This window comes from Psychroserpens sp. XS_ASV72, assembly GCF_041224425.1.
Taxonomy (GTDB): Bacteria; Bacteroidota; Bacteroidia; order Flavobacteriales; family Flavobacteriaceae; genus Psychroserpens.
The window spans coordinates 212,926-237,407 of the sequence record NZ_JBGFGL010000080.1 but is presented as its reverse complement, the minus strand read 5'-3'; the positions used below and the strand labels follow the sequence as shown (position 1 = coordinate 237,407).

The following is a 24,482-nucleotide window of genomic DNA, read 5'->3' as shown; positions in this document are numbered from 1 at the left end:
TTTTTATTACTTTAGGGTCTTATATAACTAACTTAATACTATAAAACTATGTTTAAAGAATTCAAAAATTTTATAATGACAGGAAATGTCATTGATTTAGCTGTAGCGGTTATTCTTGCTGGAGCTGTTGGTTTAGTGGTAAATGGCTTTGTGTCTGACATAATGATGCCAATTGTTGGTCATTTTGCAGGCGGATTAGATTTTGCCGATATGAAAATTGTTTTAGATGAAGCTGTTGTTGCGGCTGATGGAACAGTGACCAAACCAGAAAATGCAGTTATGTACGGTAAATGGGTCAATGCAATTATTAATTTAATCACCGTTGGATTTGTATTGTTTATGATTGTTAAAGCATACAACAAAACAAAAACACCTCCTGCGCCTGCTGCACCTGCTGGTCCTTCAGACAATGATTTATTAACTGAAATCAGGGACTTGCTGAAAAAATAATATAGCCAATCGCTACAATACATATTCTAATCATTTAAACCACCTCGTTTTGAGGTGGTTTTTTTAATTGATTAATTGAATAAATACCTACTTTTGTTATCCTAAAATATTTACAATGAAAGTTGCTGTCGTTGGTGCCACTGGTCTGGTTGGCCAAGTAATGTTAAAAGTTCTAGAGGAAAGAGATTTTCCAGTAACAGAATTAATTCCCGTAGCCTCTGAAAGGTCTGTTGGAAAAACCATCTTATTCAAAAACAAAACGATTAAGATTGTTAGCATTCAAGATGCCATAGAAGCAAAACCTAAAGTGGCCTTATTTTCTGCAGGTGGAGCAACCTCTTTGGAGTGGGCTCCAAAATTTGCTGAAGCTGGTATTACCGTTATTGATAATTCTTCAGCTTGGCGCATGGACCATGACAAACAATTAGTAGTTCCTGAAATTAATGCTTCTACGCTTTCAAAAACAGACAAAATCATTGCCAATCCTAACTGTTCAACCATTCAAATGGTTATGGTTTTAGCGCCATTACACAAAAAATACAAAATCAAACGTATTGTGGTTTCAACCTACCAATCCATTTCGGGGACTGGAGCAAAAGCTATCAAACAATTGGAAAATGAACTGGCTGGTATTAAAGGAGAAATGGCTTATCATTATCCTATTCATCAAAATGCCATTCCGCATTGCGATGTGTTTGAAGAAAACGGTTACACCAAGGAAGAAATGAAGTTGGTTCGGGAAACCCAAAAAATATTAGATGACAGAACCATAGCCGTTACCGCAACTGCTGTTAGAATCCCTACTTCTGGAGGTCATAGTGAAGCTGTGAATGTAGAGTTTGAGCAGGATTACTCTATGAATGACATCCGAAATATCCTTGATGAGACACCTGGAGTTGTATTACAAGACAATATCGACGCGAACACCTATCCCATGCCTATTTTCGCTCACGGTAAAGATGATGTTTTTGTTGGAAGAATTAGACGTGACGGTTCTCAACCCAACTCACTGAACCTATGGATTGTTAGTGATAATCTAAGAAAAGGGGCAGCAACAAACACCATTCAGATTGCAGAATATTTAGTTTCTAAAAAATTATTGTAAAAACAGTTAGGGTTTTTTCTTTTTGAGTTGTTATATAAACGTCTGTTTATATATTCACTCGAATATTTTGATTGCAGTTTTTAATTGTAGAAAGGTGTTCTTGTTGACTGATAAAAAGCGTATTACATCTAAATAATTGTTTCAATACTGTGATTGTGTTTATATTTACTTTCCAAATTTTACTGTAGATGCTAAAGAATTACTTAAAACTCATGTTATTTTGTGTGGTGGTTTTTTCCATTCACTCTTGTGCTGAAGACGACAGTAATAACAACAATTATATCCCTTTGGTTATCGAAACTACTGTTGATAACGTTGAAGTCGTTCAGAACAATTCTATAGAAATTGATGTTTTGAACAACGACACAAACTTGCCAAATAATGGTGCCTTGACCGTTTCAGTTGCAATGCATGGAACTGTGGTCGTGTTAGATTCCAACAATACACCAAATGATTCTTTTGATGATGTCGTCACATATACGCCAAACACTGATTTTGTAGGAGAGGATAGTTTTACATATACTATTTGCAATAATGCTACACCTGCTGTTTGTGCTACTGAAGATGTACACATTACAGTTACTCCAAGAACACTAGTTGTGTACAATCCTGAAGAACTGCCTTACCAAACCTTATCAGAATACAATTTCTTTGAAGGTGATTTAAAAAATCTAGAACCTGTAGCGGGAGTGTTGCCTTATGATATAAACTCTCCTCTGTTTAGCGATTATGCCCACAAAAAGCGTTTTGTTTGGATGCCTGATAATTTAAAGGCTTCTTACGTGAACGATTATACAGCATTAGATTTTCCGGTTGGAGCCATGCTGATAAAGAACTTTTTTTATGACAATGTTCAGCAAGTAAACAATTCTGTTCCAGCATCTACAACAAGAATCGTCGAAACGCGATTGATGTTTATGACAGAAGATGGTTGGGATTTTGCAAAATATGTTTGGAATGATGAGCAAACAGAAGCTACTTTCTCAGATAATGGTAGTTTTATTGATATTGACTGGATTGATGATGAAGGAAACCCAAAATCTGTTCATTACAGAATTCCTTCTCGAAATGAGTGCTTTTCTTGCCACAACAAGTTTGGGACTCCTGTTCCTATTGGTCCTAAGCCACAAAACTTAAATAAAAATTATGATTATATCGGTGGAACTTCTAACCAATTGAATAAATGGGTTGATGTTGGTTATCTTGACGGTAATTATCCATCTAATATAGACACAACAGTAGATTGGGAAGATGAATCTTTACCTCTTGAGTTAAGGGTTCGTTCTTATCTGGATATTAATTGTGCACATTGCCATTCGGAAGAGAGCTATTGTGAATACAGACCGATGCGTTTTGCCTTTAATGAAAATGATGACGATGTAAACAAAGGGGTTTGTGTGACTCCAGACACGCAAATTCCTCCTAATACACATATTGTCGCTAAAGGACGTATAGATAGATCTATTCTGTTTTTTAGAGTCAGCTCAACAGAAGAACAATATAGAATGCCGCTTTTAGGAAGAACCCTTCAACATGTTGAAGGTGTAAGACTCATTGAGGAGTGGATAAATGCTCTTGACGGAGAGTGCGAATAGTTTAATAAAATTTACAAACAAAATATAATTATGAAAACAAAAATACTTTTAATTGCTTTTGCTTTTTTAGCATCCAGCACAATGGTATGGGCTCAGCCTGCTAATGATAATTTTGCTGGTGCGACTCCTATTACACCTTCTCCAGAAGGGACTGGTTGTTCTTCAGCCACATTTGTGTTGCCTTTCTCTTCGGACGGTACGACAGATAGTGGGCTTCAAGGTTCGTGTAGGGCTTCAGGTCTTGACCAATTCTTTACGTGGACAGCTACAGATACTGGTTTGGCTTTTTCATCTCAGAATCCTGGAAACCCTGGTATTGTTGTTTATGATGCGGTAACTCAAAATGAAATTGCGTGTACGGATACTTTTGCCAGTGAAACAATTAGTGGCTGGAATATTGGTGATGATTTGGTTATTCAAATTTATGATTTCGAGGGTACTGCACTTTCTGATGTGGCCTTTTGTCTTGAGGTTGCCAATGCTCCAGAACCAACTCCTGTAACATTTACACAAACCTCTTCCGGAGCTTCTGGATCTTACAGATATGGCTGTGTTGATATGAATGGTGATTTTCTTGATGACCTTGTGTCTATTTCCTTAGACAATGTTAATATCAGACAACAAAATCCTGGAGGTGGATTTACAACTATTGATATTGGCACTTCTAATGCCGATTTCCTTCCTTCATGGAGTTTAGGTGCTGCCGATTATAATAGAGACGGTTACACAGATTTAGTCTATGGCGCAGGAAACGGAGTTACATTCATGAGAAGTGATGGTACGGGAAGCGGTTTTGTTGAAGTTTCCGGACCAGAGGATGTGTTCTCGCAAAGATCGAATTTTGCAGATATAAACAATGACGGACATCTAGATGCTTTTATGTGTCATGACGTTGCGCCAAATGTGTATTACATCAATGATGGTTCTGGTAACTTAACGTTCAATCAAGGTGGTCTTGGAGATTACCCTTCAGGTGGTAATTATGGTTCTATATGGATTGATTATGATAACGATAGAGACCTCGACCTCTTCATTGCAAAATGTGGTGGTGAAACTGCTAGAAGAACCAATCAAATGCACACTAACGATGGGTCAGGTAATTATACTGAAAATGCTGCCGCCATCGGATTAGCAGATCCTATGCAAACGTGGTCATCTGCTTGGGGTGATTTTGATAATGATGGTGACATGGATGTTTTTGTTGGTGCTAGTTCAGGTGACCATAAATTGATGCTTAATACCAATGGTGTATTCACCGATATTTCAGCTGGTTCGGGTGTGAACGATTTAACGCTTACTTCGACAGAAACCGTAACTTATGATTTCGATAATGATGGTAATCTTGACTTGGTTTCGGGAGGGAATATTTTATTTGGTAATGGAAACATGACGTTTAGTGTTCATACTAACGTATTCCCAGGAGCTGGTGCTTATGGCGATTTGAACAACGATGGATATATTGATGCTTTTAACTCTGGATCTATTTATTTCAACAATGCTGACACCAACAACAATTGGATAAAAATTCATACTATTGGAGTCGTTAGTAATATTAATGGTATTGGTGCCCGTGTTGAAATCAATACGCCTTCTGGCACTCAAATTAGAGACGTTAAAGCAGGTGATGGTTTCAGATATATGAGCTCCTTAAACACACATTTTGGGATTGGTTCTGATACGACTATTAATAGCGTTACTATTTACTGGCCTTCAGGAATTGTGGATACTGTAACAAATCCAACAATTAATGGCTCTTTGGAAGTTGTAGAAGGTGATACCACGTTAAGTATTGAAGAATCTCTAACTAGTGATTTAGTGATTTATCCTATTCCAACGCATAACACATTAAACATAAAAACAATACAGCCTTTGGCCAACGATGCCATATATACTGTTTTTGACATCAATGGGAAGCGTGTTTTAAATGCTAAGTTACAATCAGAATCTATTGATGTATCGTCTTTAAGTGCAGGCAATTATATTCTTAGAATTATTTCAAATAATGAAATCAAAACCCAAAAGTTTATCAAACAATAATCTTAAAAAACCTCTAAATTGATTTTAGAGGTTTTTTTATTATTTTTAGGAACTTTTTACACTTTATACAACTAACTATGAAAAAAACTACATTTTTACTACTAATGCTTGTGTCTTCTTATACATTTGCACAGGTTTTAAATCAACCAGCCAACTGGCCAAATCCAAATTGGAGTATTACTGGTGATTATTTAACCGATCCAGATGTGTTTGAAGCAGACCCAACTATCTCTGCTAATTTTTCTTATGACGATGACGATGCCCAAAATGGTCACGATGACGATATTGCTGCGGAATCTCCTACAATCAATTTAACAGCTGCGTTTAATGCAGGTGAAACATGGATTACTATTGGTTCTGCTTATACTTTTAGAGATATTGGAGAATTATTGGCTGTTCAATATTGGGATGCCGATGCTTCAGCATGGGTTACCATTGGCAGTCCTTTAAACGGTACAACAAATTCAGTTAGTGATAATTTTTGTAGTGGAGACAGGGTTGCTTTTGTTACTGATGTTTTGAATATTTCAGGATTTACACCTAATCAATTATCAAATTTTAGATATCGCATCTCTTATGACGACAATGATATTTGGGGTTGGGGATTTTGCTTTGATTCTCCTACAATTGTATCTCAAACACCTCCTTCTTGTCCTAATATCACAGGGTTGTATGTGTCTGCTGCAGACACCTTTGCCAATGTCTTCTGGCAAGCAGGTAGTACTGAAACCTCTTGGGAGATAGTTGTACAGGCTCCAGGCTCAGGTATACCGGCTGGTAGTGGAATTGCTACAACCGATAATAATCCTCACACTTTAAACGGACTTTCTGACAGTACTTCGTATGAGGTTTATGTTCGTGGTAATTGTGGCGGTGGCGATTATAGCAACTGGATTGGTCCTGTTAGTTTTACTACGGTGACTCCTGCTCGTGTAAATTTTAGTCAACAAAGTATGGGAATTGGTGGTTATGATTTAGCAGTAGTTGATATGAATGGAGACCATCTTGACGATATCGTATCAGTTAGTTCAACAAACGTTAACATACACTATCAACAAAGTGGTGGTGGCTTTAATGAGGTGAATATTACAACACCAGACGCCGATTATCTTCCAACATGGAGTATGGCTGCTGCAGATTTTGATGCCAATGGCTATACTGATCTTTTATATGGAAATGGTAGCGGTGTGACTTTTATGAAGGCCAATAGTACTGGAACAGGTTTCACTGAAATATCTGGTCCTCAATATGTCTTTTCTCAGCGTTCAAATTTTGCCGATATTAATAACGATGGAAACCTTGATGCCTTTGTGTGCCATGATGTTGCTCCAAATGTTTACTACCTTAACGATGGTAGTGGCAACCTGACTTTCTATCAAGGTGGTCTTGGAGACTACGCTTCTGGAGGTAACTACGGATCGATTTGGATTGATTATGACAACGATAGAGACTTAGATATGTTTATCGCTAAATGTGGTGGCGAAACCGATAGAAGACGTAATCAAATGCTAACCAATAATGGCGATGGCACTTATACTGAAAACGCGGCTCTTCTTGGTCTTGACGATCCAATGCAAACCTGGTCGTCATCTTGGGGAGATTATGATAATGATGGTGACATGGATCTTTTTGTAGGTGCTAGTTCTGGTGACCATAAATTGATGCGCAATAACAGTGATGGTACATTTACTGATGTTACTGCAGGTGCTGGTGTATCTGGTGCTCCAACAGGTCATGAAAACGTAAGCCATGATATCGACAATGATGGATATCTTGATATTTTATGTAACGGAACTATTTTATATGGTAGAGGAGATTTAACATTTGAAGACGCTGACGATTCTCAAATCAATTATAAAAATGGCTCATTAGGCGATTTAAATAATGATGGGTTTATCGATGCGTACTACAATGGTACTATTTATTGGAACTTGACGACTCCTAACAACTGGATAAAAATCAATACGGTTGGTACAGCCAGCAATGTTCATGGTATTGGTGCTCGTGTTGAAATTTATTCTGATAGTGGAACTCAAATAAGAGATGTTAGAAGTGGTGAAGGTTTTGAGTTTATGAGTACCATAAATACTCATTTCGGACTTGGTACAGATACTACAGTATCACATATTATTGTTTACTGGCCAACTTCTGGTTGTGAAGTATACATGAATCCGCCTGTTAACCAAGAGTTTACTGCTGTTGAAGGTGCTGGTTCTTCTTGTGATCCTTTGGGTGTATTAGATGAAGAGTTAACGGCAGATTTCACAATATCTCCTAACCCAACTCAAAATATTTTAAACATCCATACAGGCATGTCTTTGCAAGGTGCCATTTATAACATTTTTGATATTAGTGGTAGACGTGTAATGGCTAGTTCCTTAAATGGAGCTGAGTCTATTGATGTCTCACAATTAAGTGCAGGAAGCTATATTTTAAGTATTGTTTCCGGAAACTCCATCAATAACCAAAAGTTTATCAAACAATAATAAATTTTATAATTGTTCTTAGAGCCGTTATCAATGATAGCGGCTTTTTTTATACTATTTTTGCACTATGCTAAAAGTTGAAAAACAGTCCTTTTCCTATGGTAAAAAACCGCTCTTAAAAAACCTAAGCTTTAAGGTTAATAAAGGTGAGAACCTTGCTATCATAGGAGAAAGTGGCTCAGGAAAAACAACATTACTCAAATTAATTTATGGTGAACATGACTTAGATGAAGGCGTCATTTTTTGGAAAGATGAACAAATATTGGGTCCAAAATTTAATCTTGTTGTTGGATATGACTTTATGAAATATGTGTCTCAAGAATTTGATTTGATGCCTTTCATTTCGGTTGAAGAAAACATCGGTAAATTCCTTTCAAATTTTTTTCCTGAAGAAAAAAACAAACGTGTCCGAGAACTGCTGGATGTTGTTGAACTTAGTGATTTCAAGGATACAAAAGTTAAAAACTTAAGTGGTGGACAAAAACAGCGCGTTGCGCTTGCTCGTGCATTAGCTAAACAACCTGAAATTATTTTGCTGGATGAGCCCTTTAGCCATATTGATAATTTTAAAAAACAACCGCTTAGACGTAAGGTTTTTAATTATTTGAAAAGAAACAACATTACCTGCTTAGTAGCTACTCATGATAAAAACGATGTTTTGGGTTTTGCTGATAATATTCTTTTTCTAAATAATGGAACTATTGAAATAATGGGTGCGCCAGAGGATTTATACCACAATCCGAAAACACCTTTAATAGCGTCTTTTTTTTATGAATTCAACATTATCGATGGCAAAATAGTATATGCCAATCAACTGAAAGTAGTTGATGATTCTTCTTTAAGGGTTGAAGTTGTTAAATGCTATTTCAATGGAAATGGTTATTTGATTGAAGCATTGCTAAATAATAAAAGCATTCTTTTTGAGTCTAAAAAAGAATTTTCAAAAGCAACACAAGTCTGCTTGGCTATTAACCCTTAGTCTTTATATTTATATCACTTTTGTGATTTCTAATTCCTGGTCTCTGAAAAATATTTTATCGCCTTCTACTTTCCCTTTAAGCAGTTCTCCTATTGGTGAATTAATGGAAACTGCATAGAACAAATCCTTTTTAATTATTAGCTGACCAATACTTACAGAAATAAAATAATTGAGTTGAGAGGTGTACACAATACTACCTAGGCTGACATAATTTAAGGTTCTCTTAGGGTCGAGCTTAGATAATAATTGCATTGTTTTTTCAATTTCGGCGAGCTGATTGCCTGCTTTTTCCCGTTCCATTTGAAGCATCGCGCGACTCGTTTCATATTTATCACCTGCAGTGCTTTTGGTCTCAGAGGCCATAGACTCCTGAATATCACTAATAGTATTTAAAATCGAAGCGTGTCGATTTGCAACAATTGTTTGACATTGATCGTACAGAGCCATTTTAAGTTTACTCATTGTTTTCTTTTGATTTAGGATACGTTAAAACACCGTAATATCCCATTTGGGTAATAATCCATGATTTTCTTTGTTCAATATATCGAGAAGCGGGATTGGCTTTGTAATTAAGTGGATTTGGCAATATGGCTGCAATAGCTGAAGCTTCGCGTTTACTGAGTTGCCACGCTGACTTTTTAAACCAATACTGTGAAGCTGCTTCAGCACCATATATTCCTGGACCCATTTCAATACTGTTAAGATACACTTCCATGATGCGTTCTTTACTCCAAATAAGCTCTATTAAAAACGTAAAATACGCTTCAAATCCCTTTCGAAGCCAACTTCGTTCTGGCCAAAGAAATATATTCTTTGCGGTTTGTTGACTAATCGTACTAGCTCCTTTTACACGCTTTCCTTTTTTATTGTCTTGATAAGCTTTTTCAATAGCCTTCACATCAAAGCCATGATGCGTCATGAAATTTTGGTCTTCGCTACAAATGACCGCCAATTGTAAATATGGAGATATCTTGTCTATTGATACCCAATCATGTTTCCATTCCTTATTACTTGTTTCGGTTTGTTCGAAACTTCGTATCACCATTAAAGGTGTTGTAGGAACAGGAGCCCACTTGAACACCACAACCAAAATAACCGATAGCACTACAAACCAAAACAAGGTTTTGAAAAGAAATTTGAAAATACGTTTTATAATCTTCATAACATCTGTTTATAACAAGTCTGCTAATTCTTTTCCAATCAAGCTGCCAATCGCCACTCCCATACCGCCAAGTCGAACACCACAATGGATGTTGTTTCCAATAGATTTCACTACAGGCTTTTTTTGTTCGCCTACACCCATAATACCAGTCCATCTATAATCGATTTCAAATGGTGTGTTTGGAAGTATGGTGGATTTTAAAAGCATTCCCAATTGGTCTTGAATCATTTTTGTGTGATTAAACTCTGTGGTTTCTTCGCCTTTAAAATCTAAGTTTCTTCCGCCTCCGAACAAAATTCGGTCATCAATATTTCTGAAATAATAATACCCTTCTTCCATGTGAAAAGTCCCTTTAATAAGCAAGCCTTTAATCGGCTTGGTAATCAGTACTTGTGCTCTAGCTGGTTTCACTCTAGGAATGCCAAGTTGGGAAGCAAAACCATTGGTGGCAATACACAGAGCCTTGGTCGTTATTTCAAAATGATTGGTTTTTATTTTTACGGAATTTACATCTTCTAAAAAGGATTCGACCGTAATCGAATTTAAAATGTGTATGTTTTTCTGTTGTGCTTTGCTAAGCAATGCCTGCATCATTTTTCCTGTATCGATTTGCCCTTCAAAAGCATTGAAAGCTAAACTGTTTTCACAGTTATGAAAACCAAAAGGGTTTTCTTTAAAACTGAAAACCTCCTTTTTAAACAACGGGTTTAAAAGTGTATTTATAAAGTCTTTGTTGTCGAGGCATCGTTCTAAAAGATCTGCATCAGAAAACAATTCATAACCACCTAATTGTTGGAAGTCGATCATCTTATCGCCTAAGGTTTTTCTCAATAAGCTTAAACCATCCACTCGTTTTTTCACCAATTGAAAGACTTCTTCTTCAGAATGTGACTGAAGGTCACTAAGTATTTCGCTTAAACTGCCAAAACAAGCAAAACCTGCATTTTTTGTACTAGCGCCTTGAGGTAGAATTCCTTTTTCGAGAACCAGGATCTTAGCTTTGGGAAAACGCTCTCTTAAACGCAATGCACAATTCAATCCAACAATACCACTTCCAACGATGGTGAAGTCTGTATTGGATAACCACGATTTTATTTCCCAGTATGATAGGTTCATAACTCTAAAATAGTGGTTTTTGTGTTAAGGATAGAAGCGGCATCCTTTTTTTGTAAACAAAAAAGATATAGCGGATAGCCTGCCTTTTTGTGAGGCATGAACAAAAAGAACACCCAAATAAAAAAACTCCGAAACCATTTGAATTTCGGAGCTTATAAACTAATCTTCTTTTTCAGGTTGGATCTCAAAATCCTCCATAAACTTGGTGGTATAATTTCCAGCCAAATAATCTGGATGGTCCATAAGCTGTCTATGGAATGGTATCGTAGTTTTGATTCCTTCTATGACAAACTCATCCAAAGCTCTTTTCATTTTATTGATAGCCTCTTCCCTAGTTTGCGCCGTTGTAATCAACTTGGCAATCATGGAATCGTAGTTTGGCGGAATAATATAACCTGCATAAACATGAGTGTCCAAACGTACACCATGACCTCCTGGAGCGTGTAATGTTGTGATGCGTCCTGGTGATGGCCTAAAGTCGTTGAATGGGTCTTCGGCATTGATACGACACTCTATGGAATGTAAATTCGGCGTATAATGTTTTCCAGAAATTGGTACACCTGCAGCTACTAAGATCTGTTCACGTATCAAATCGAAATCGATAACCTGCTCAGTAATAGGATGCTCTACCTGAATACGTGTATTCATTTCCATAAAGTAGAAATTTCGGTGTTTGTCTACCAAAAACTCTACGGTTCCTGCTCCCTCATACTTGATGTATTCGGCAGCTTTAACTGCAGCTTTCCCCATTTTATTTCGCAATTGCTTTGTCATAAAAGGAGATGGCACCTCTTCTGTTAGCTTTTGATGACGACGCTGTACCGAACAATCACGTTCAGATAGGTGACACGCTCTACCTGTAGAATCTCCAACGATTTGAATTTCGATATGACGTGGCTCTTCGATGAGTTTTTCCATGTACATATCGTCATTCCCAAAGGCTGCTTTAGATTCTTGTCTCGCAGAATCCCAAGCTGCTTTGAGGTTTTCAGGTTTCCAAACGGCACGCATTCCTTTTCCGCCTCCACCTGCAGTAGCTTTTAGCATGACAGGATAACCCACTTCTTTGGCAAGTTTTTCACACTCCTTAAAGTCTTCAATAATGCCATCACTTCCAGGAACACAAGGTACTCCAGCCGCTTTCATGGTTGCTTTGGCAGTAGCCTTATCTCCCATTTTTGCAATCATTTCCTCAGAAGCACCAATGAACTTGATATTGTGCTCTTCACATATTTTTGAGAATTTGGCGTTTTCAGATAAGAATCCGTATCCTGGATGGATTGCATCTGCATTAGTGATTTCTGCTGCAGCAATGATGTTGGATATTTTGAGATAAGATTCACTGCTTGATGGTGGACCAATACAAACCGCTTCATCTGCAAATTTCACATGCAAACTTTCTGCATCTGCAGTAGAATAAACAGCAACCGTTTTGATACCCATTTCCTTACAGGTTCTAATAACACGCAGTGCTATTTCTCCTCTATTGGCAATCAATATTTTTTTGAACATAACTTTTGGTTTAAGAATTCAACTTTCCAAGTTCAAACCATCTACAAATAATTAATTGGAAATGGCTAAGCACTTGGTGTTTTGAATTGTTATGATGGATCTACCAAAAATAACGGTTGATCAAACTCTACTGGAGAGGCATCGTCAACTAGAATCTTAACAATTTTACCAGAAACTTCAGACTCTATTTCGTTAAATAATTTCATGGCTTCAATAACACAAAGCACATCACCTTCTCCAATTGTAGATCCTACTTCAACAAAAACCGGCTTGTCTGGAGATGGTTTACGGTAAAAGGTTCCGATGATAGGTGATTTGATTGTTATGTATTTGGAATCGTCTGTAGCGGCAGGTGTTTCCGCTGCAGGAGTAGAGGCCACAGGAGCTGCTGCAGGAACTGCTGGAGCTGGAGCCTGCGCTTGTGCTACTGGAATTTGTTGAACATAAGTTTTTGGTTCGTCTTTGTCATCTGAACCTGTTCTGATGGTGATTTTAACATCATCCATCTCTAATTTAACCTCGCTTGCGCCTGATTTGGCTACAAACTTGATTAAGTTTTGAATTTCCTTAATATCCATAATAATTAGTCATTTTTATTAGTTAGTTAATCATAGTCATTCACTTAGGAGTTATATGCCCATTTAAAATAAATGGCGCCCCAAGTAAAACCGCCTCCAAAGGCAGCAAAAATGATTTTATCGTCTTTTTTCAATTGAGATTCGTAATCGTGTAATAATAGCGGTAAGGTTGCCGATGTCGTGTTTCCATATTTATGGATGTTCATCATGACCTTTTCTGATTCCAAAGCCACTCTATTAGCAGTAGCTTCTATAATGCGTTTATTGGCTTGATGAGCCGCTAACCATGAAATATCGTCGTTTGTTAGGTTATTGCGTTCCATGATACGCTCTGTTACATCTGCCATATTAAATACTGCATTTTTGAATACCGTTCGGCCTTCCTGAAATACAAAATGCTTACCTTCTGCAACAGCTTCTGGAGTTGAAGGGTAAGAAGACCCTCCATATTTGGCCTGAAGAAACTCACGTCCTTCGCCATTACTTCTTAGAAGTTCATCTTGCAGACCATATCCCTCGTAATTGGGCTCAAATAAAACAGCTCCTGCACCATCACCAAAAATGATACAAGTAGCACGATCTTCATAGTTAATCATTGAGGAGTTTTTATCCGCTCCAATAAGTAACACTTTCTTATATTTTCCAGATTCAATGTAACGTGCGGCCACAGACATTCCGTAAAGAAAACTAGAGCAAGCTGCTTCCAAATCAAATGAAAACGCATTGGTTGCTCCTATTTCGGTTGCTGTGTAAGCAGATGTCGATGCGGCTTTCATGTCTGGGGTTGCTGTAGCCACTATAACCAATTCAATATCTTTTGGATCGGTATTGGTTTTTGCGATAAGGTCTTTTGCTGCATTGATGGCTAAAAAAGAGGTTCCTTTTCCATCTTCCTTTAAAATTCTTCGTTCTTTAATACCTGTTCGTGTGGTAATCCATTCGTCGTTTGTGTCGACCATGGTTTCCAAAATTTGATTGGTCAATCTATACTCAGGTAAATAAGCGCCTACTCCTGTAATTGCGGCCGTGATTTTGCTCATACTAGATTTTTAAAAAGCGTCTTAAAAAGACGAAAATCGCCAAAAAAAGCAGAAATTTTAATGAATTTACTAAATTTTGGACGAATATGTTGCAAATTAAGTCGTTTTTAAGACTTTTAGAAATTAAACATAAAAAAAACGCCCAAGATTGAGCGTTTTATTATATGCGTGCATAATACCTATGCCATATTTTCTTCTGCTTCTGAATTGTCAATTAAAACTTGACCTCTATAATAAAGCTTTCCTTCGTGCCAATGTGCTCTGTGGTAAAGATGTGCCTCACCAGTAGTTGGGCAAGTGGCAATAGTAGGAGCCGACGCTTTATAGTGCGTTCTTCTTTTATCTCTTCGCGTTCTACTTATTTTTCTCTTAGGATGTGCCATTTTATATGTTATTTATCCGTTAATAGTTTCTTTAATTTATCCCAACGAGGATCGGTTTCCTCAATTGATTCATTTTCTTTTGTAGCCTGTTTTGGGCTTAATTCTTCTAATCTTTTAAGTATGTCAGAATTTAATGTTCCATCATTTACGCCAGGATGAATCCTTTTTGCTGGTAATGACAACACAATCAATTCATATATATACTGTGCCACGTTTATCTCAAATTCTCCATGAGGCAAAACAACAATGTCTTCGTAATCATCATTGAATTCCTTTCCAAACTTTACAACCAAGTTGAACACATCGTCAACACTTTGGTCATAAGGCTCATTTGTGAGGTCACAGTTAACATTAATGCTTCCTGAGATTCTAAATTGAATCTCTAGCAACGTTGTTTTTTTTTCTAAAAGCAACTCTGCTTTAACATCAACATCATTAAAATCATCATACTCAAAATGCTCAAAGAACGTTTTATCAATCTGATAATCAAAATGGTGCTTTCCTAGTTTAAGCCCTACAAACTGTATTGTATACTCCTTAAGAGGCTTCATCATCGCATTCATTTTGAGCCTGCAAATATAGACATTTTTATTAACTTACAATGCATTAGACTAAAAAATTAAGTCTTTTTAGGCCTTGCTTTTAAAGGGTTTTTTGAAAACTTAGTATATTCTTTTCGATTTCGAAAGATTTGGATAGCCATAAAGATTGCTTCTTTAAACGAACCGTTGTCTGCCTCTCCCTTTCCTGCTATCTCAAATGCGGTGCCGTGATCTGGAGAGGTTCTTACTCTTGTAAGTCCAGCTGTATAGTTCACACCATTGCCAAATGCAATGGTCTTAAATGGCACTAATCCTTGATCGTGATAAGCCGCTATAACCGCATGGAAATTTTTGTAATTTCCTGAACCAAAAAAACTATCGGCAGAGTATGGGCCATATACCAATTTTTTGTTGTTTCTAATTTTTTCTAGTGTTGGCTTCAATACATCATCATCTTCTTGTCCAATCACACCATTATCTCCAGCATGAGGGTTGATGCCCAAAACCGCAATTCTCGGTTTACTGATTCTAAAATCCTTTATTAAAGAATCATAAACAATATCGATCTTATTTTGAATTAACTCTGGTGTGATGTGTTGTGGTACATCTTTAACCGGAACGTGATCGGTCAACAATCCTACTTTTAAGTTTTCGGTTACCATGAACATAAGGCTTTTGCCTCCTAATGTTTCAGCGAGATAATTTGTGTGTCCTGGAAATTTAAACGTTTCTGATTGTATGTTGTGTTTGTGTATTGGAGCCGTAACCAAAACGTCAACAGCATTATCTTTTAAGGCTTGGGTGGCCGCTTCAAGTGATTTAACCGAATAGGCTCCAATAGTTATATCCTCTTCCCCAAAACTAATCTTTACATTCTCTTTCCAAACGTTTAAGACGTTTATCTTGCCATCAACAATTTGGTCGGTGTGGTTAATCCCATGAAAATTAATAGCGCTTCCAAAATGTTTTTTACAAAATGACATGGTTTTGGTAGAGGCAAAGATAACAGGCGTACAAAAATCTAACATTCTGTTGTCTTCAAACGTTTTGATTATGATTTCTGTGCCTATTCCATTTAAATCTCCAACAGAAATTCCAACTTTTATCTTGTGCTCTTTTTTCATTTAATTTCGTCTTGAGTCGTTTTAAAGAAAACTATTTGTTCTAAACTTTAGAAGCTATCGTATAAACTTCTGTCTTTTGTTGTGTATTGTGTATTTTTGTACTTGCAAATTTAACCATTTAATCGACAATATGTTTACAGGTATAATCGAAGATTTAGGAGTGATTCAAAATTTGGAAAACGACAAAGACAACCTCCATATTACTGTAAGGTCTGGATTTACATCAGAATTACAGATTGATCAAAGTGTTTCTCATAATGGCATATGTCTAACGGTTGTAAAAATCGATAATGAAAATTATACGGTTACTGCAATAAAGGAAACTTTGGATAAAACAAATCTTGGGAATTTAAAAATTGGAGCCCTAGTCAATCTTGAGCGCGCTATGAAGTTAGGCGACCGACTTGATGGTCATATAGTTCAGGGGCATGTAGATCAAACAGCTGTATGTAAATCTGTTGAAGATCTTGATGGTAGTTGGGTTTTTACTTTTGAATATGACTCATCGCTTCACAACATAACTATAGAAAAAGGCTCTATAACTGTAAATGGTGTAAGCTTAACGGTTGTGAATTCAAAACACAACAGCTTTAGTGTGGCTATCATTCCTTACACATTTGAAAACACGAATTTTCATGCCATCCAAAAAGGAACTGTTGTCAATTTAGAGTTTGACGTTATTGGTAAGTATGTCAAAAAAATAATGGGTAAAAATCTAGCTTTGTAATTTTTTTGAAAGCTTGATGCGTAAAATAATTCCTGAAATCAGCGCAATCACTAAAAAATAAGGCGCAAAATCATCGATAGGCAACCCAGGAGGAGGAGGTGGCGCTGGTGGTGGAGGCGTTCCGTCTACTTGCCCATTACATACAAAACTTATTAATACAAATAAGATTGAGGCAACATATTTCCTGTTTTGTATTTTCATCAGGCGGTAAAAGTATAAAAAAATCTGTCTTAACAAAATAAAAAAAAATCTAATACACCTCTCAAACGCTAAAAAATTCGACAAAGCGCATTTTTACTTCGTTTTTAGTTAAAATTTTCCTAATGTCAAATATATACTTTTTTGACATAACATAAAGAAAATCAACATTATTTTAGTTTTAAGTTGTTGTTTTCTCTTTAATCTGCTTTATATACGATAATTATCTATGTGCGGTTTTCTTTTTTAATTTTTAATGTCGGTGAATTTTATCCAATAGGCTTATTACTTCTGGTTTTTTTCTAACAGAGACGGGAACATTTTCTCCATTATTAAGCATAAGGTAACCTCCATCGGTTTTTATGAAGGCACTGATGTACTGTAGGTTCACCAAGTGACTTTGATGGACTCTTAAAAACCCGAAAGGCTTAAGCATATCTGAAAAATATTTTAAGGTTTTTGTTACAAATACTTTTTTGTTGTCCTTTAAAAAGAACATCGTGTTGTTGCTATCAGATTCACAACGAATAATGTCATCTAAATCGACAATTATGATTTTTTCAAGCGTATGTAACGATATTTTTTGAGGTTTTCTTTCGGGAGAAATCAAAGTCTCCTTTAAAATGCTTAAGCGCTCTTTGGTTGGTTGGATATGATTTTTCGCTTTTTGAATGGCTTGGTCTAAATCTGAATCACTATACGGTTTTAAAACATAGTCTATGGCTGCAAACTTAAAGGCCCGTATGGCAAATTCATCACTTGCAGTTACAAAAATGACTTTTGATTTGAGGTTTGGAAAAATCTCTAGGACATCAAAACCTGAGCCATCACCGAGCATGATGTCTAAAAACAAAATGTCTGGTTGCGTCTTTTGGAGAATTTTTGCAGCTTCAACGACGCTTTGTGCTGTTCCAACAATTTCAATATCTGAATGTTGGTCTTCAATATCCCTTTTTAAAAGTTCGAGGGCATCTTTAATGTCTTCTACTATTACTGCGGTTAGCATATCAATAATCGGTTTCTAACGGCAACATAAGGCTAATTTCTGTTCCTTTAATGTATCCGTTGGGTTGTTTTATTTCTTGAATTGTTAATGCGTTTTTTCCTGAAATAGATTCCAAACGCTCCTTGGTTACCTTTAACGCCATAGATTGGTGGTCGGCTTTTTGTTTTTGTTGCTGCGATTGATAAATCCCAATTCCATTATCTTGAATGATAACCTCAAGTTGTCCCTCTTTAGTTTTAAAGGAAATCGTCAACTTTCCTTCGTCCTCTATTTTTAGAATTCCGTGGCGAATGGCATTTTCAACAAAGGGCTGAATGAGCATAGGAGGAATCAGGATTTCTTCAGAATCAATTTCTAAATCAAGATCAATGTCATATGTAAATGGTTTTTCAGCCATTAGCTGCTCAACCCTTATGTAATGCTCTAGTGTTTTAATTTCTTGTTTTAAACTGATGAGTTCCTTTCTTGAGTTGTTTAAAGTATCTCTTAACAAGGCGGCGAAACTATTGACCGTTTCCTTCATTTTTTCAGGTTTTGTTGATGCTGTGGCTTTTATGCCGTTCAAAACATTGAATATAAAGTGTGGATTCATTTGGAGCCTTAACGCTTTCTGTTCTAGTGAAAGTAAATGGTTTTCAAGTTGCAATTGCTTTGTTTCTTTTTCATTCTTTTGTTTTAGCCTCTTAACATACTGCAATCCTAGAGTGGCTACTACTAAAAGTGCAAATCCAATTAAAGTCCATTGAAACCAGCTTTTTCGATACAAAGGTTTTTCAATAAAAAATGAAAATTGAAGCGGATTGCTTTCTATCCATCTATAATTTCTAGACTGTACGGTAAAGTCATGTTTTCCAAAATTAAGCTCTGAAAAATCTTGGGTGTTATTTACAGTCCACGGACTCCATCCATCGTTATTTAGTTTATATCTATATTCTATTCCGTCTGGATGATCTAAATCTATGGTCTTAAAAGAAAAGCTGACTTGTCGCTGATTGGGTTGTAATTGCAACACATACTCTGAGTTTGTACTTTTTAGGAGGTTAATTGAATCAACACTTTTATAAGCCACCTTTACGTCTTCCAAAAAAAGCACTGGTGTCTTTGTGTTTTGGTTGTTCTCTGAAGGAATGTATTCTGTTAAACCATAAATCGTCCCGAACCAAAGATGTCTGTTCTTGTCTATATCTACTGCATTAAGACAAGTCTCGACACCTAAAAAACCATCGTTTCGTGAAAAATGGAAAATGTCTTCAATTTCCGAATTCATGTTAAGTTCAAGCTTATCGACACCACGTTCAGAGCCAACCCATAAATAACCTTGACTGTCAAAAATAAGTTGATACACGTTCTCAGAAGTCAGGTCCTTCTTGCCTTGTAATTTTTTAAAACTCCTAAACTCCGTATCGTTTGACCTCCAAACTCCATTTCCTGCGGTTCCCAAAAACATACTGTTATTATTAAACACGATGGAGTTTATAGGACTGTTTTGACCTAAAACTATCCCTAAATCTGTAATCGTATTTCCTTTAAGATATCCCAAATGGCCTTTTTGGGTTACATACCACAATCTATTCTTCTTGTCTTTCTGAATATGTCTTATTTGCAAATCTTCAATGCCTTCAGACGAAGCATAAGTGTTGTATATTACCAATGAATCCTTTTCGGGTTGATAGCTAAATTTTACGATTCCACTCGCATAGGTAGCGGCCCAAATAGTATCATTTTCAGCATGTACCTGTCTAATCCAATCAAAAGGAAAGTCGCTTTCCGAATTTAACACCTTGGTGATTTCACGTTGCGTAAATCTTGGTTTTTTTATTGTTTTTAAACTGTCTTTTAAAATAACCTTTTCTTTTATTTTTCCTTTAAAAAGCAAACCCCTTCCATCAGAACCAAACCACAGATTCCCATTGATGCTACTGCTAATTGTTTTTATCTTGACTTCGGAAAAATCTATAGGAATATCTATGTCTTGAATTCCGAAAGCATTAATTTTCATCAATCCAGCTTCAGAATTAGAAATCCACAAACCATCCGCATTATGGTGAACCGCATAAACTCGGTTACCATTCAATCCTGTATCTGTATTGTAATGTTTGAAATTGTTCTGAAAATATTTATATAAGCCTCCTCCTGAAGTGGCTATCCATATGTTTCCTTGACGGTCTGTAAATGTTTGTCGCACATGTGGTGTTGACAAACCATTCTCTTGATTTATTGTAAAAAGTTCTTCATAAGAGTCGGTGTCAATTACTGATATGCCATTACTATCAGTACAAACCCATAACTGATTAGAGTTTTTTATAGATATCTGGTTGATCCTTAATGGTTCTTTGACCAATACTTCCTCTGACATGTTTGACTGGTTGTAAACTTTGGTTCCGTCGTCAAAGGTTGCAGCAAAAACTTTTGAACCAAAAACAGTAACCGATTTGTAATCATTCGCATCTAAGTTTTCTGCTGAAATCACCTCTTCGTTCATGTCTTTAAATACCCAAAGACCACTGCTAGTTGCCATCCAAAATCGTGAGCCATCATAAATCAAATCATTGATTTGAGAATTGTCAATCTCATTGTTTAACGTCTTCTTGATTAGAGTGTGTTTGTTTGAAAGCATGTAAAGACCACTGTCGGTAAGCACATAGGTTGCATTTCCAAACCTAGTGATATCATTAACCTTGGGCCCAGAAATATTGAATATTTTATTTCTAACCATAAGTGACACTCCTTTGTTGGTGCCTAAAAAAAGGGTGTCCTTCGAAGCCTTAATCGCATTAATGTAATTGGACTCTAAACCTGTTGTCTCATTATAAACTTTAAAGTCTTCACCGTCAAAACATACCAAACCTCCGCCTTGAGTTCCCAACCACAAATAGCCTTTTGCGTCTTGACTGATGGCATATACTTGTGACTGTGGCAGGCCGTCTTCGAGTGTATAAGGCCTAAGTTGTTTGTTTTGGGCATAAGTGATGTTTCCTATTATTAAACCAAGGAAGAAAAAAGGTGATATTAAAAACCTCAATGCTTTTGTCATAACTAAATGCAACTTACAATTTTGAACGCAGTTATAACGTTTCAAGTATGTCTATTTTCAAAACAAAAATTACTGCATTCTTTCAGAATGCAGTAATGAATATCTATCTACGGATGTTTTAGTTTTCATCCTCTGTACAAAATACATACGAATAAGAGGCCGGTTTGGTATTCGTTTTTGTATTTGCAATTACGGTTTCTGACTTCTTTAAGACATTATCCTTAAAGGTGATGTAGAACGGTTTTAGGTTGTTTTCCTTATCCTTATTTGATAGCACAATAACATCAGTGTGTTTCGGTGTTTTTTGAGCTTTTTCCAAAGCAACCATATCGTTGCTTAATCGATCGGACTTAAAAATCATTTTATCCAATTGAACGCCATTTTTAATGGCTCTGACTTGATAAAGCTTATTGCCCTTAAAATCAAATCCCGCTTCACCAAAAACAAATTTCACCTCTGGATTATTATGGCTCACCATGGTTTTTTGGGATATTAATCCGCCCCAAATCCAACCTATCTGAGGTCCCATTTTTACTTTGTACCATCTGCTAGTGATACCATTAATGGTGTGAGGCCTTTCACTTTTGGCCAACAATCTTACATTTGTTCCAATACCAATGGTGGTAAGCTGCTCACATTGTACTGACGGACAATCTCTTAACGCGACATCATCAGCCATAAGATACCTTGAGGCTTTACTCGCCGAATTGGTGTAGACTTCAAATTCTACTTCTGAAGATTGTGAAAATGCTTCAGATGCTATAAAGAATATAGCAACAATTAAAAGTGTTTGAATAATTCTAGTAAACGTATTTACCGTGCTTTGACCTAAGTCTTTTTTTAAAGTTTTCATACTGTTGTGTGTTTTGGAGTTATACTTCTTTTACTCAAATATATATTGACACAACAGTTAAAAAGACGTGCTTTTAGTATTCGTAAGCGCTAAACTAGAATTCGTTAAAATTGCAGGAAACAACCATAAAAAAAGCCCCATAAACTATTTGTTTACAAGGCTTTTTTACTTATTTAAAGTGGTCCCACTTGGGCTCGAACCAAGGACCCTCTGATTATGAGTCAGATGCTCTAACCAACTGAGCTATGGGACCAATAAGGCTGCAATATTACTACATATTTTAATACTCTACAAAAATTTCAAGTCAATTTAAGGCTTTATATCCTGACATAACTCAATAAGGACGCCATTTGTCGCTTTTGGGTGTAAAAATGCAATTATTTTGTTGTCAGCTCCTTTTTTAGGTGTTTCGTGAATCATTTTAAAGCCCTCTTCTTTCAATCGCTCAATTTCTGCTTCAATATCTTCAACAGCAAAGGCAATATGGTGAATGCCTTCACCCTTTTTTTCAATATACTTTGCAATGGGACTTTCTTCGTTTGTGGCCTGAAGCAATTCTATTTTGTTCGGACCTACTTCAAAGAAAGACGTCATGACTCCTTCGCTTTCTACGGTTTCCGTTTTATAATGAGCTTTTCCGAAAAGTTTTGCAAATAAATCATTTGAGCTTTCAATATCTTTAACTGCAATGCCTATGTGTTCAATTTTATCCATGATATTTTATTTGTCATCTATACAAAATTAATCCTTAAGCTTGAATTTTACTATGAAAATCCTCATAATCCTTAAATATCAACTACTTTTGCAAAACAATCAATTGGATTAATACTAAAAGTTGTTATCTTAATCTATAATCGATTTGACGGTAACAAATATGGTGACTATGGAAGAAACGCAAAGACAGAAAAAAATTGGAGGAATCCTACAACAGGATTTGGCAGAGGTCTTACAAAAAGCGGCTACTGATGGTGGATTGCGAGGTGTGATTATTTCGGTTAGTAAAGTTAGTGTGACGACCGACCTGTCAATAGCAAAAGCCTATTTAAGTATTTTCCCTAATAAAGAGGCGAAGGCTCTTTTGGAAGGTATCCGATCAAATACGGCCTTGATTCGTCATGAGCTGGCCAAACGCACCAAGAACCAACTCCGCAGAATGCCCAACCTAGAGTTCTTTATTGATGATTCTCTAGAATATATTGATAAAATTGAACAATCGCTTAAAGGTGAAGAGAACCCAATAAAAGACGAAGACCTTTTAGACAAGCGAAAAAAGTCTTAATCTTTTTTCTTTCGTGAAATAATGAGTTTTTCCTTGTACATCGCAAAACGCTATCTGTTTTCCAAAAGTAGCAACAATGCCATCAATATCATGACATTAATTGCAGCATTGGGAACGATTATAGCTTCTGCTGCTTTGTTTATTGTGTTGTCTGGGTTTGCGGGTTTGAAAGACTTTAGTCTTCGGTTTTCATCATTGGTTGATCCTGATTTAAAAATCGTGCCTGCACAAGGAAAATCCTTTGAAATATCTCAAAAACAATGGAGCGATCTTTCAGCTATTGAGGACATTTCCGTATGTTCCAAAATTATCGAAGAGCGCGCTATTCTTCAATCTGATAACAAACGGCAAATCGTTACCTTAAAAGGTGTGGACTCAAATTACAGTGCCGTAACCACAATTGATTCCGTCATTCTTTTTGGTCACTGGTTGGAACCCGAAACGGTACAAGTTGTGTCTGGTGGTGGCATTTCCAATAAATTATCGTTCGGTATTTTAGATACATCTACAAGCCTAACGCTTTCTGTTCTAAAACCTGGAAAAGGACAAATCACTTCTGTTAGAAGTGCTTTCAATTCCACTAAGGTCTTTAACGTTGGTATATTTGATATCAACGAAACACTTAACTACGAGTATGTCTATGCCGATATCGGCATCGTGAAACAACTGCTTAATTACAACGAAAATCAACTCTCAGGTATAGAAATCAAATTGTCTCCAAATGCAGATGAAGCGCAGATAAAAAAACATCTTCAAAATATTTTTGAAGACCAAATACACATCAAAAACAGAACACAGCTCAACAGCGCTTTATACAAAATGCTCAATACCGAAAACGTTGCGGTTTATCTAATTTTTACGCTTGTCATTGTAATTGCTCTATTTAATGTGGTAGGCGCTTTAATCATGATGATTTTAGATAAAAAAGAGTCTTTACATACCCTGTTCAATCTTGGTGCTACGACTAAAGATATCAGACGCATCTTTTTTCTGCAAGGTAGCTTAATGACCATTCTTGGCGGCATTGTCGGTTTAATAATTGGAGTTGCTATCATATTTCTTCAAAAGCAATTTGCCTTGGTCATGATTATACCCTCAGAACCCTATCCTGTAGTCCTTTCTTGGGTAAATTTTGTGATCGTACTCATTACTATTTCTACGTTGGGAATTTTGGCGTCAAAATTGGCATCCCAACGCATCACTAAACGCTTGGTAAAATCAAATTGATTTTTTTGTTTTGGGCAAGTTGCTATGCAACCAGGCTCTCGCAACTCGC

The 24,482-nt window shown here is 36.4% G+C and carries 23 protein-coding genes and 1 tRNA gene; 9 read left to right on the top strand and 15 right to left on the bottom strand.

Annotated elements, in window-relative coordinates; all coding sequences use genetic code 11:
- Positions 1–48 precede the first annotated feature (48 nt).
- The 6 genes from mscL (at position 49) to AB9K26_RS11985 (ending at position 8,652) form a co-directional block, all read left to right on the top strand.
- Entirely contained in the window at positions 49–450 is a 402-nt protein-coding gene (gene mscL, locus AB9K26_RS12010; protein ID WP_369972801.1) for a large conductance mechanosensitive channel protein MscL, read from the top strand.
- A 115-nt stretch (positions 451–565) separates the two neighbouring features.
- Entirely contained in the window at positions 566–1,555 is a 990-nt protein-coding gene (locus AB9K26_RS12005) for an aspartate-semialdehyde dehydrogenase (RefSeq protein ID WP_369972800.1), read from the top strand.
- A 188-nt stretch (positions 1,556–1,743) separates the two neighbouring features.
- Complete coding sequence (locus AB9K26_RS12000) at positions 1,744–3,150, top strand: Ig-like domain-containing protein (RefSeq protein WP_369972799.1); 1,407 nt, start codon at positions 1,744–1,746, stop codon at positions 3,148–3,150.
- 30 nt (positions 3,151–3,180) lie between these two features.
- On the top strand, positions 3,181–5,187 hold the full coding sequence (locus tag AB9K26_RS11995; protein ID WP_369972798.1) for an FG-GAP-like repeat-containing protein: 2,007 nt from the start codon (positions 3,181–3,183) through the stop codon (positions 5,185–5,187).
- Positions 5,188–5,264: 77 nt separating this feature from the next.
- Positions 5,265–7,673, top strand: coding sequence for an FG-GAP-like repeat-containing protein (locus tag AB9K26_RS11990; RefSeq protein WP_369972797.1), 2,409 nt, complete (start codon positions 5,265–5,267; stop codon positions 7,671–7,673).
- A 67-nt stretch (positions 7,674–7,740) separates the two neighbouring features.
- On the top strand, positions 7,741–8,652 hold the full coding sequence (locus AB9K26_RS11985; protein WP_369972796.1) for an ABC transporter ATP-binding protein: 912 nt from the start codon (positions 7,741–7,743) through the stop codon (positions 8,650–8,652).
- 9 nt (positions 8,653–8,661) lie between these two features.
- Here the strand turns inward: AB9K26_RS11985 and AB9K26_RS11980 are convergent, their stop codons facing one another.
- The 9 genes from AB9K26_RS11980 to pdxA all read right to left on the bottom strand — a co-directional run bounded on the left by AB9K26_RS11980 (position 8,662) and on the right by pdxA (position 16,109).
- On the bottom strand, positions 8,662–9,114 hold the full coding sequence (locus tag AB9K26_RS11980; RefSeq protein ID WP_369972795.1) for a 3-oxoacyl-ACP synthase: 453 nt from the start codon (positions 9,112–9,114) through the stop codon (positions 8,662–8,664).
- A complete protein-coding gene (mtgA, locus tag AB9K26_RS11975) occupies positions 9,107–9,808 on the bottom strand; it encodes a monofunctional biosynthetic peptidoglycan transglycosylase (protein WP_369973091.1) in 702 nt (233 codons plus the stop codon). Before mtgA ends, AB9K26_RS11980 begins: the two co-directional genes overlap by 8 nt.
- Before the next feature lie 15 nt (positions 9,809–9,823).
- On the bottom strand, positions 9,824–10,930 hold the full coding sequence (locus tag AB9K26_RS11970) for an NAD(P)/FAD-dependent oxidoreductase (RefSeq protein WP_369972794.1): 1,107 nt from the start codon (positions 10,928–10,930) through the stop codon (positions 9,824–9,826).
- A 159-nt stretch (positions 10,931–11,089) separates the two neighbouring features.
- On the bottom strand, positions 11,090–12,442 hold the full coding sequence (gene accC, locus AB9K26_RS11965; protein WP_369972793.1) for an acetyl-CoA carboxylase biotin carboxylase subunit: 1,353 nt from the start codon (positions 12,440–12,442) through the stop codon (positions 11,090–11,092).
- Between the two features lie 89 nt (positions 12,443–12,531).
- Positions 12,532–13,020: an acetyl-CoA carboxylase biotin carboxyl carrier protein gene (gene accB, locus AB9K26_RS11960; protein ID WP_369972792.1), complete on the bottom strand. Its 489-nt coding sequence runs from the start codon at positions 13,018–13,020 to the stop codon at positions 12,532–12,534.
- 44 nt (positions 13,021–13,064) lie between these two features.
- On the bottom strand, positions 13,065–14,060 hold the full coding sequence (locus AB9K26_RS11955) for a beta-ketoacyl-ACP synthase III (protein ID WP_369972791.1): 996 nt from the start codon (positions 14,058–14,060) through the stop codon (positions 13,065–13,067).
- A gap of 179 nt (positions 14,061–14,239) precedes the next feature.
- Positions 14,240–14,443, bottom strand: a complete 204-nt coding sequence (gene rpmF / locus AB9K26_RS11950) for a 50S ribosomal protein L32 (protein WP_369972790.1) — start codon at positions 14,441–14,443, stop codon at positions 14,240–14,242.
- Positions 14,444–14,451: 8 nt separating this feature from the next.
- A complete protein-coding gene (locus AB9K26_RS11945) occupies positions 14,452–14,994 on the bottom strand; it encodes a DUF177 domain-containing protein (RefSeq protein ID WP_369973090.1) in 543 nt (180 codons plus the stop codon).
- Positions 14,995–15,062: 68 nt separating this feature from the next.
- Entirely contained in the window at positions 15,063–16,109 is a 1,047-nt protein-coding gene (pdxA, locus tag AB9K26_RS11940; RefSeq protein ID WP_369972789.1) for a 4-hydroxythreonine-4-phosphate dehydrogenase PdxA, read from the bottom strand.
- Between the two features lie 130 nt (positions 16,110–16,239).
- Here pdxA and AB9K26_RS11935 point away from each other — a divergent pair, with 130 nt between their 5' ends.
- The gene (locus AB9K26_RS11935) at positions 16,240–16,836 is read left to right on the top strand and encodes a riboflavin synthase (RefSeq protein ID WP_369972788.1); all 597 of its coding nucleotides are present in this window, start codon (positions 16,240–16,242) and stop codon (positions 16,834–16,836) included.
- On the opposite strand, the gene AB9K26_RS11930 is transcribed toward AB9K26_RS11935, so the two are convergent.
- From AB9K26_RS11930 to mce, 6 genes are all read right to left on the bottom strand, one after another.
- Positions 16,825–17,037, bottom strand: a complete 213-nt coding sequence (locus AB9K26_RS11930) for a hypothetical protein (RefSeq protein ID WP_369972787.1) — start codon at positions 17,035–17,037, stop codon at positions 16,825–16,827. The genes AB9K26_RS11935 and AB9K26_RS11930 overlap by 12 nt on opposite strands.
- A gap of 250 nt (positions 17,038–17,287) precedes the next feature.
- Entirely contained in the window at positions 17,288–18,040 is a 753-nt protein-coding gene (locus tag AB9K26_RS11925) for a LytR/AlgR family response regulator transcription factor (protein ID WP_369972786.1), read from the bottom strand.
- Between the two features lies 1 nt (position 18,041).
- Positions 18,042–21,074 carry a two-component regulator propeller domain-containing protein gene (locus AB9K26_RS11920; protein ID WP_369972785.1) on the bottom strand — a complete coding sequence of 1,011 codons (3,033 nt, stop codon included), beginning with the start codon at positions 21,072–21,074 and terminating at the stop codon, positions 18,042–18,044.
- 118 nt (positions 21,075–21,192) lie between these two features.
- Entirely contained in the window at positions 21,193–21,927 is a 735-nt protein-coding gene (locus tag AB9K26_RS11915) for a hypothetical protein (RefSeq protein ID WP_369972784.1), read from the bottom strand.
- Positions 21,928–22,106: 179 nt separating this feature from the next.
- A tRNA-Ile gene (locus AB9K26_RS11910) sits at positions 22,107–22,180 on the bottom strand.
- Between the two features lie 56 nt (positions 22,181–22,236).
- Positions 22,237–22,641: a methylmalonyl-CoA epimerase gene (mce, locus tag AB9K26_RS11905; RefSeq protein WP_369972783.1), complete on the bottom strand. Its 405-nt coding sequence runs from the start codon at positions 22,639–22,641 to the stop codon at positions 22,237–22,239.
- Positions 22,642–22,810: 169 nt separating this feature from the next.
- Here mce and rbfA point away from each other — a divergent pair, with 169 nt between their 5' ends.
- Together rbfA and AB9K26_RS11895 are read left to right on the top strand one after the other, a co-directional pair.
- Positions 22,811–23,206, top strand: a complete 396-nt coding sequence (gene rbfA, locus AB9K26_RS11900; RefSeq protein ID WP_369972782.1) for a 30S ribosome-binding factor RbfA — start codon at positions 22,811–22,813, stop codon at positions 23,204–23,206.
- A gap of 21 nt (positions 23,207–23,227) precedes the next feature.
- The gene (locus AB9K26_RS11895; protein ID WP_369972781.1) at positions 23,228–24,433 is read left to right on the top strand and encodes an ABC transporter permease; all 1,206 of its coding nucleotides are present in this window, start codon (positions 23,228–23,230) and stop codon (positions 24,431–24,433) included.
- Positions 24,434–24,482: the final 49 nt, after the last annotated feature.

What these genes read in the sequence shown, in the direction of transcription:
- mscL (WP_369972801.1), top strand. Translation starts at nt 49, where the DNA reads ATGTTTAAAGAATTCAAAAATTTTATAATGACAGGAAATGTCATTGAT.
- AB9K26_RS12005 (WP_369972800.1), top strand. Translation starts at nt 566, where the DNA reads ATGAAAGTTGCTGTCGTTGGTGCCACTGGTCTGGTTGGCCAAGTAATG.
- AB9K26_RS12000 (WP_369972799.1), top strand. Translation starts at nt 1,744, where the DNA reads ATGCTAAAGAATTACTTAAAACTCATGTTATTTTGTGTGGTGGTTTTT.
- AB9K26_RS11995 (WP_369972798.1), top strand. Translation starts at nt 3,181, where the DNA reads ATGAAAACAAAAATACTTTTAATTGCTTTTGCTTTTTTAGCATCCAGC.
- AB9K26_RS11990 (WP_369972797.1), top strand. Translation starts at nt 5,265, where the DNA reads ATGAAAAAAACTACATTTTTACTACTAATGCTTGTGTCTTCTTATACA.
- AB9K26_RS11985 (WP_369972796.1), top strand. Translation starts at nt 7,741, where the DNA reads ATGCTAAAAGTTGAAAAACAGTCCTTTTCCTATGGTAAAAAACCGCTC.
- AB9K26_RS11980 (WP_369972795.1), bottom strand. Translation starts at nt 9,114, where the DNA reads ATGAGTAAACTTAAAATGGCTCTGTACGATCAATGTCAAACAATTGTT.
- AB9K26_RS11970 (WP_369972794.1), bottom strand. Translation starts at nt 10,930, where the DNA reads ATGAACCTATCATACTGGGAAATAAAATCGTGGTTATCCAATACAGAC.
- accC (WP_369972793.1), bottom strand. Translation starts at nt 12,442, where the DNA reads ATGTTCAAAAAAATATTGATTGCCAATAGAGGAGAAATAGCACTGCGT.
- accB (WP_369972792.1), bottom strand. Translation starts at nt 13,020, where the DNA reads ATGGATATTAAGGAAATTCAAAACTTAATCAAGTTTGTAGCCAAATCA.
- AB9K26_RS11955 (WP_369972791.1), bottom strand. Translation starts at nt 14,060, where the DNA reads ATGAGCAAAATCACGGCCGCAATTACAGGAGTAGGCGCTTATTTACCT.
- rpmF (WP_369972790.1), bottom strand. Translation starts at nt 14,443, where the DNA reads ATGGCACATCCTAAGAGAAAAATAAGTAGAACGCGAAGAGATAAAAGA.
- AB9K26_RS11945 (WP_369973090.1), bottom strand. Translation starts at nt 14,994, where the DNA reads ATGAAGCCTCTTAAGGAGTATACAATACAGTTTGTAGGGCTTAAACTA.
- pdxA (WP_369972789.1), bottom strand. Translation starts at nt 16,109, where the DNA reads ATGAAAAAAGAGCACAAGATAAAAGTTGGAATTTCTGTTGGAGATTTA.
- AB9K26_RS11935 (WP_369972788.1), top strand. Translation starts at nt 16,240, where the DNA reads ATGTTTACAGGTATAATCGAAGATTTAGGAGTGATTCAAAATTTGGAA.
- AB9K26_RS11930 (WP_369972787.1), bottom strand. Translation starts at nt 17,037, where the DNA reads ATGAAAATACAAAACAGGAAATATGTTGCCTCAATCTTATTTGTATTA.
- AB9K26_RS11925 (WP_369972786.1), bottom strand. Translation starts at nt 18,040, where the DNA reads ATGCTAACCGCAGTAATAGTAGAAGACATTAAAGATGCCCTCGAACTT.
- AB9K26_RS11920 (WP_369972785.1), bottom strand. Translation starts at nt 21,074, where the DNA reads ATGACAAAAGCATTGAGGTTTTTAATATCACCTTTTTTCTTCCTTGGT.
- AB9K26_RS11915 (WP_369972784.1), bottom strand. Translation starts at nt 21,927, where the DNA reads ATGAAAACTTTAAAAAAAGACTTAGGTCAAAGCACGGTAAATACGTTT.
- mce (WP_369972783.1), bottom strand. Translation starts at nt 22,641, where the DNA reads ATGGATAAAATTGAACACATAGGCATTGCAGTTAAAGATATTGAAAGC.
- rbfA (WP_369972782.1), top strand. Translation starts at nt 22,811, where the DNA reads ATGGAAGAAACGCAAAGACAGAAAAAAATTGGAGGAATCCTACAACAG.
- AB9K26_RS11895 (WP_369972781.1), top strand. Translation starts at nt 23,228, where the DNA reads ATGAGTTTTTCCTTGTACATCGCAAAACGCTATCTGTTTTCCAAAAGT.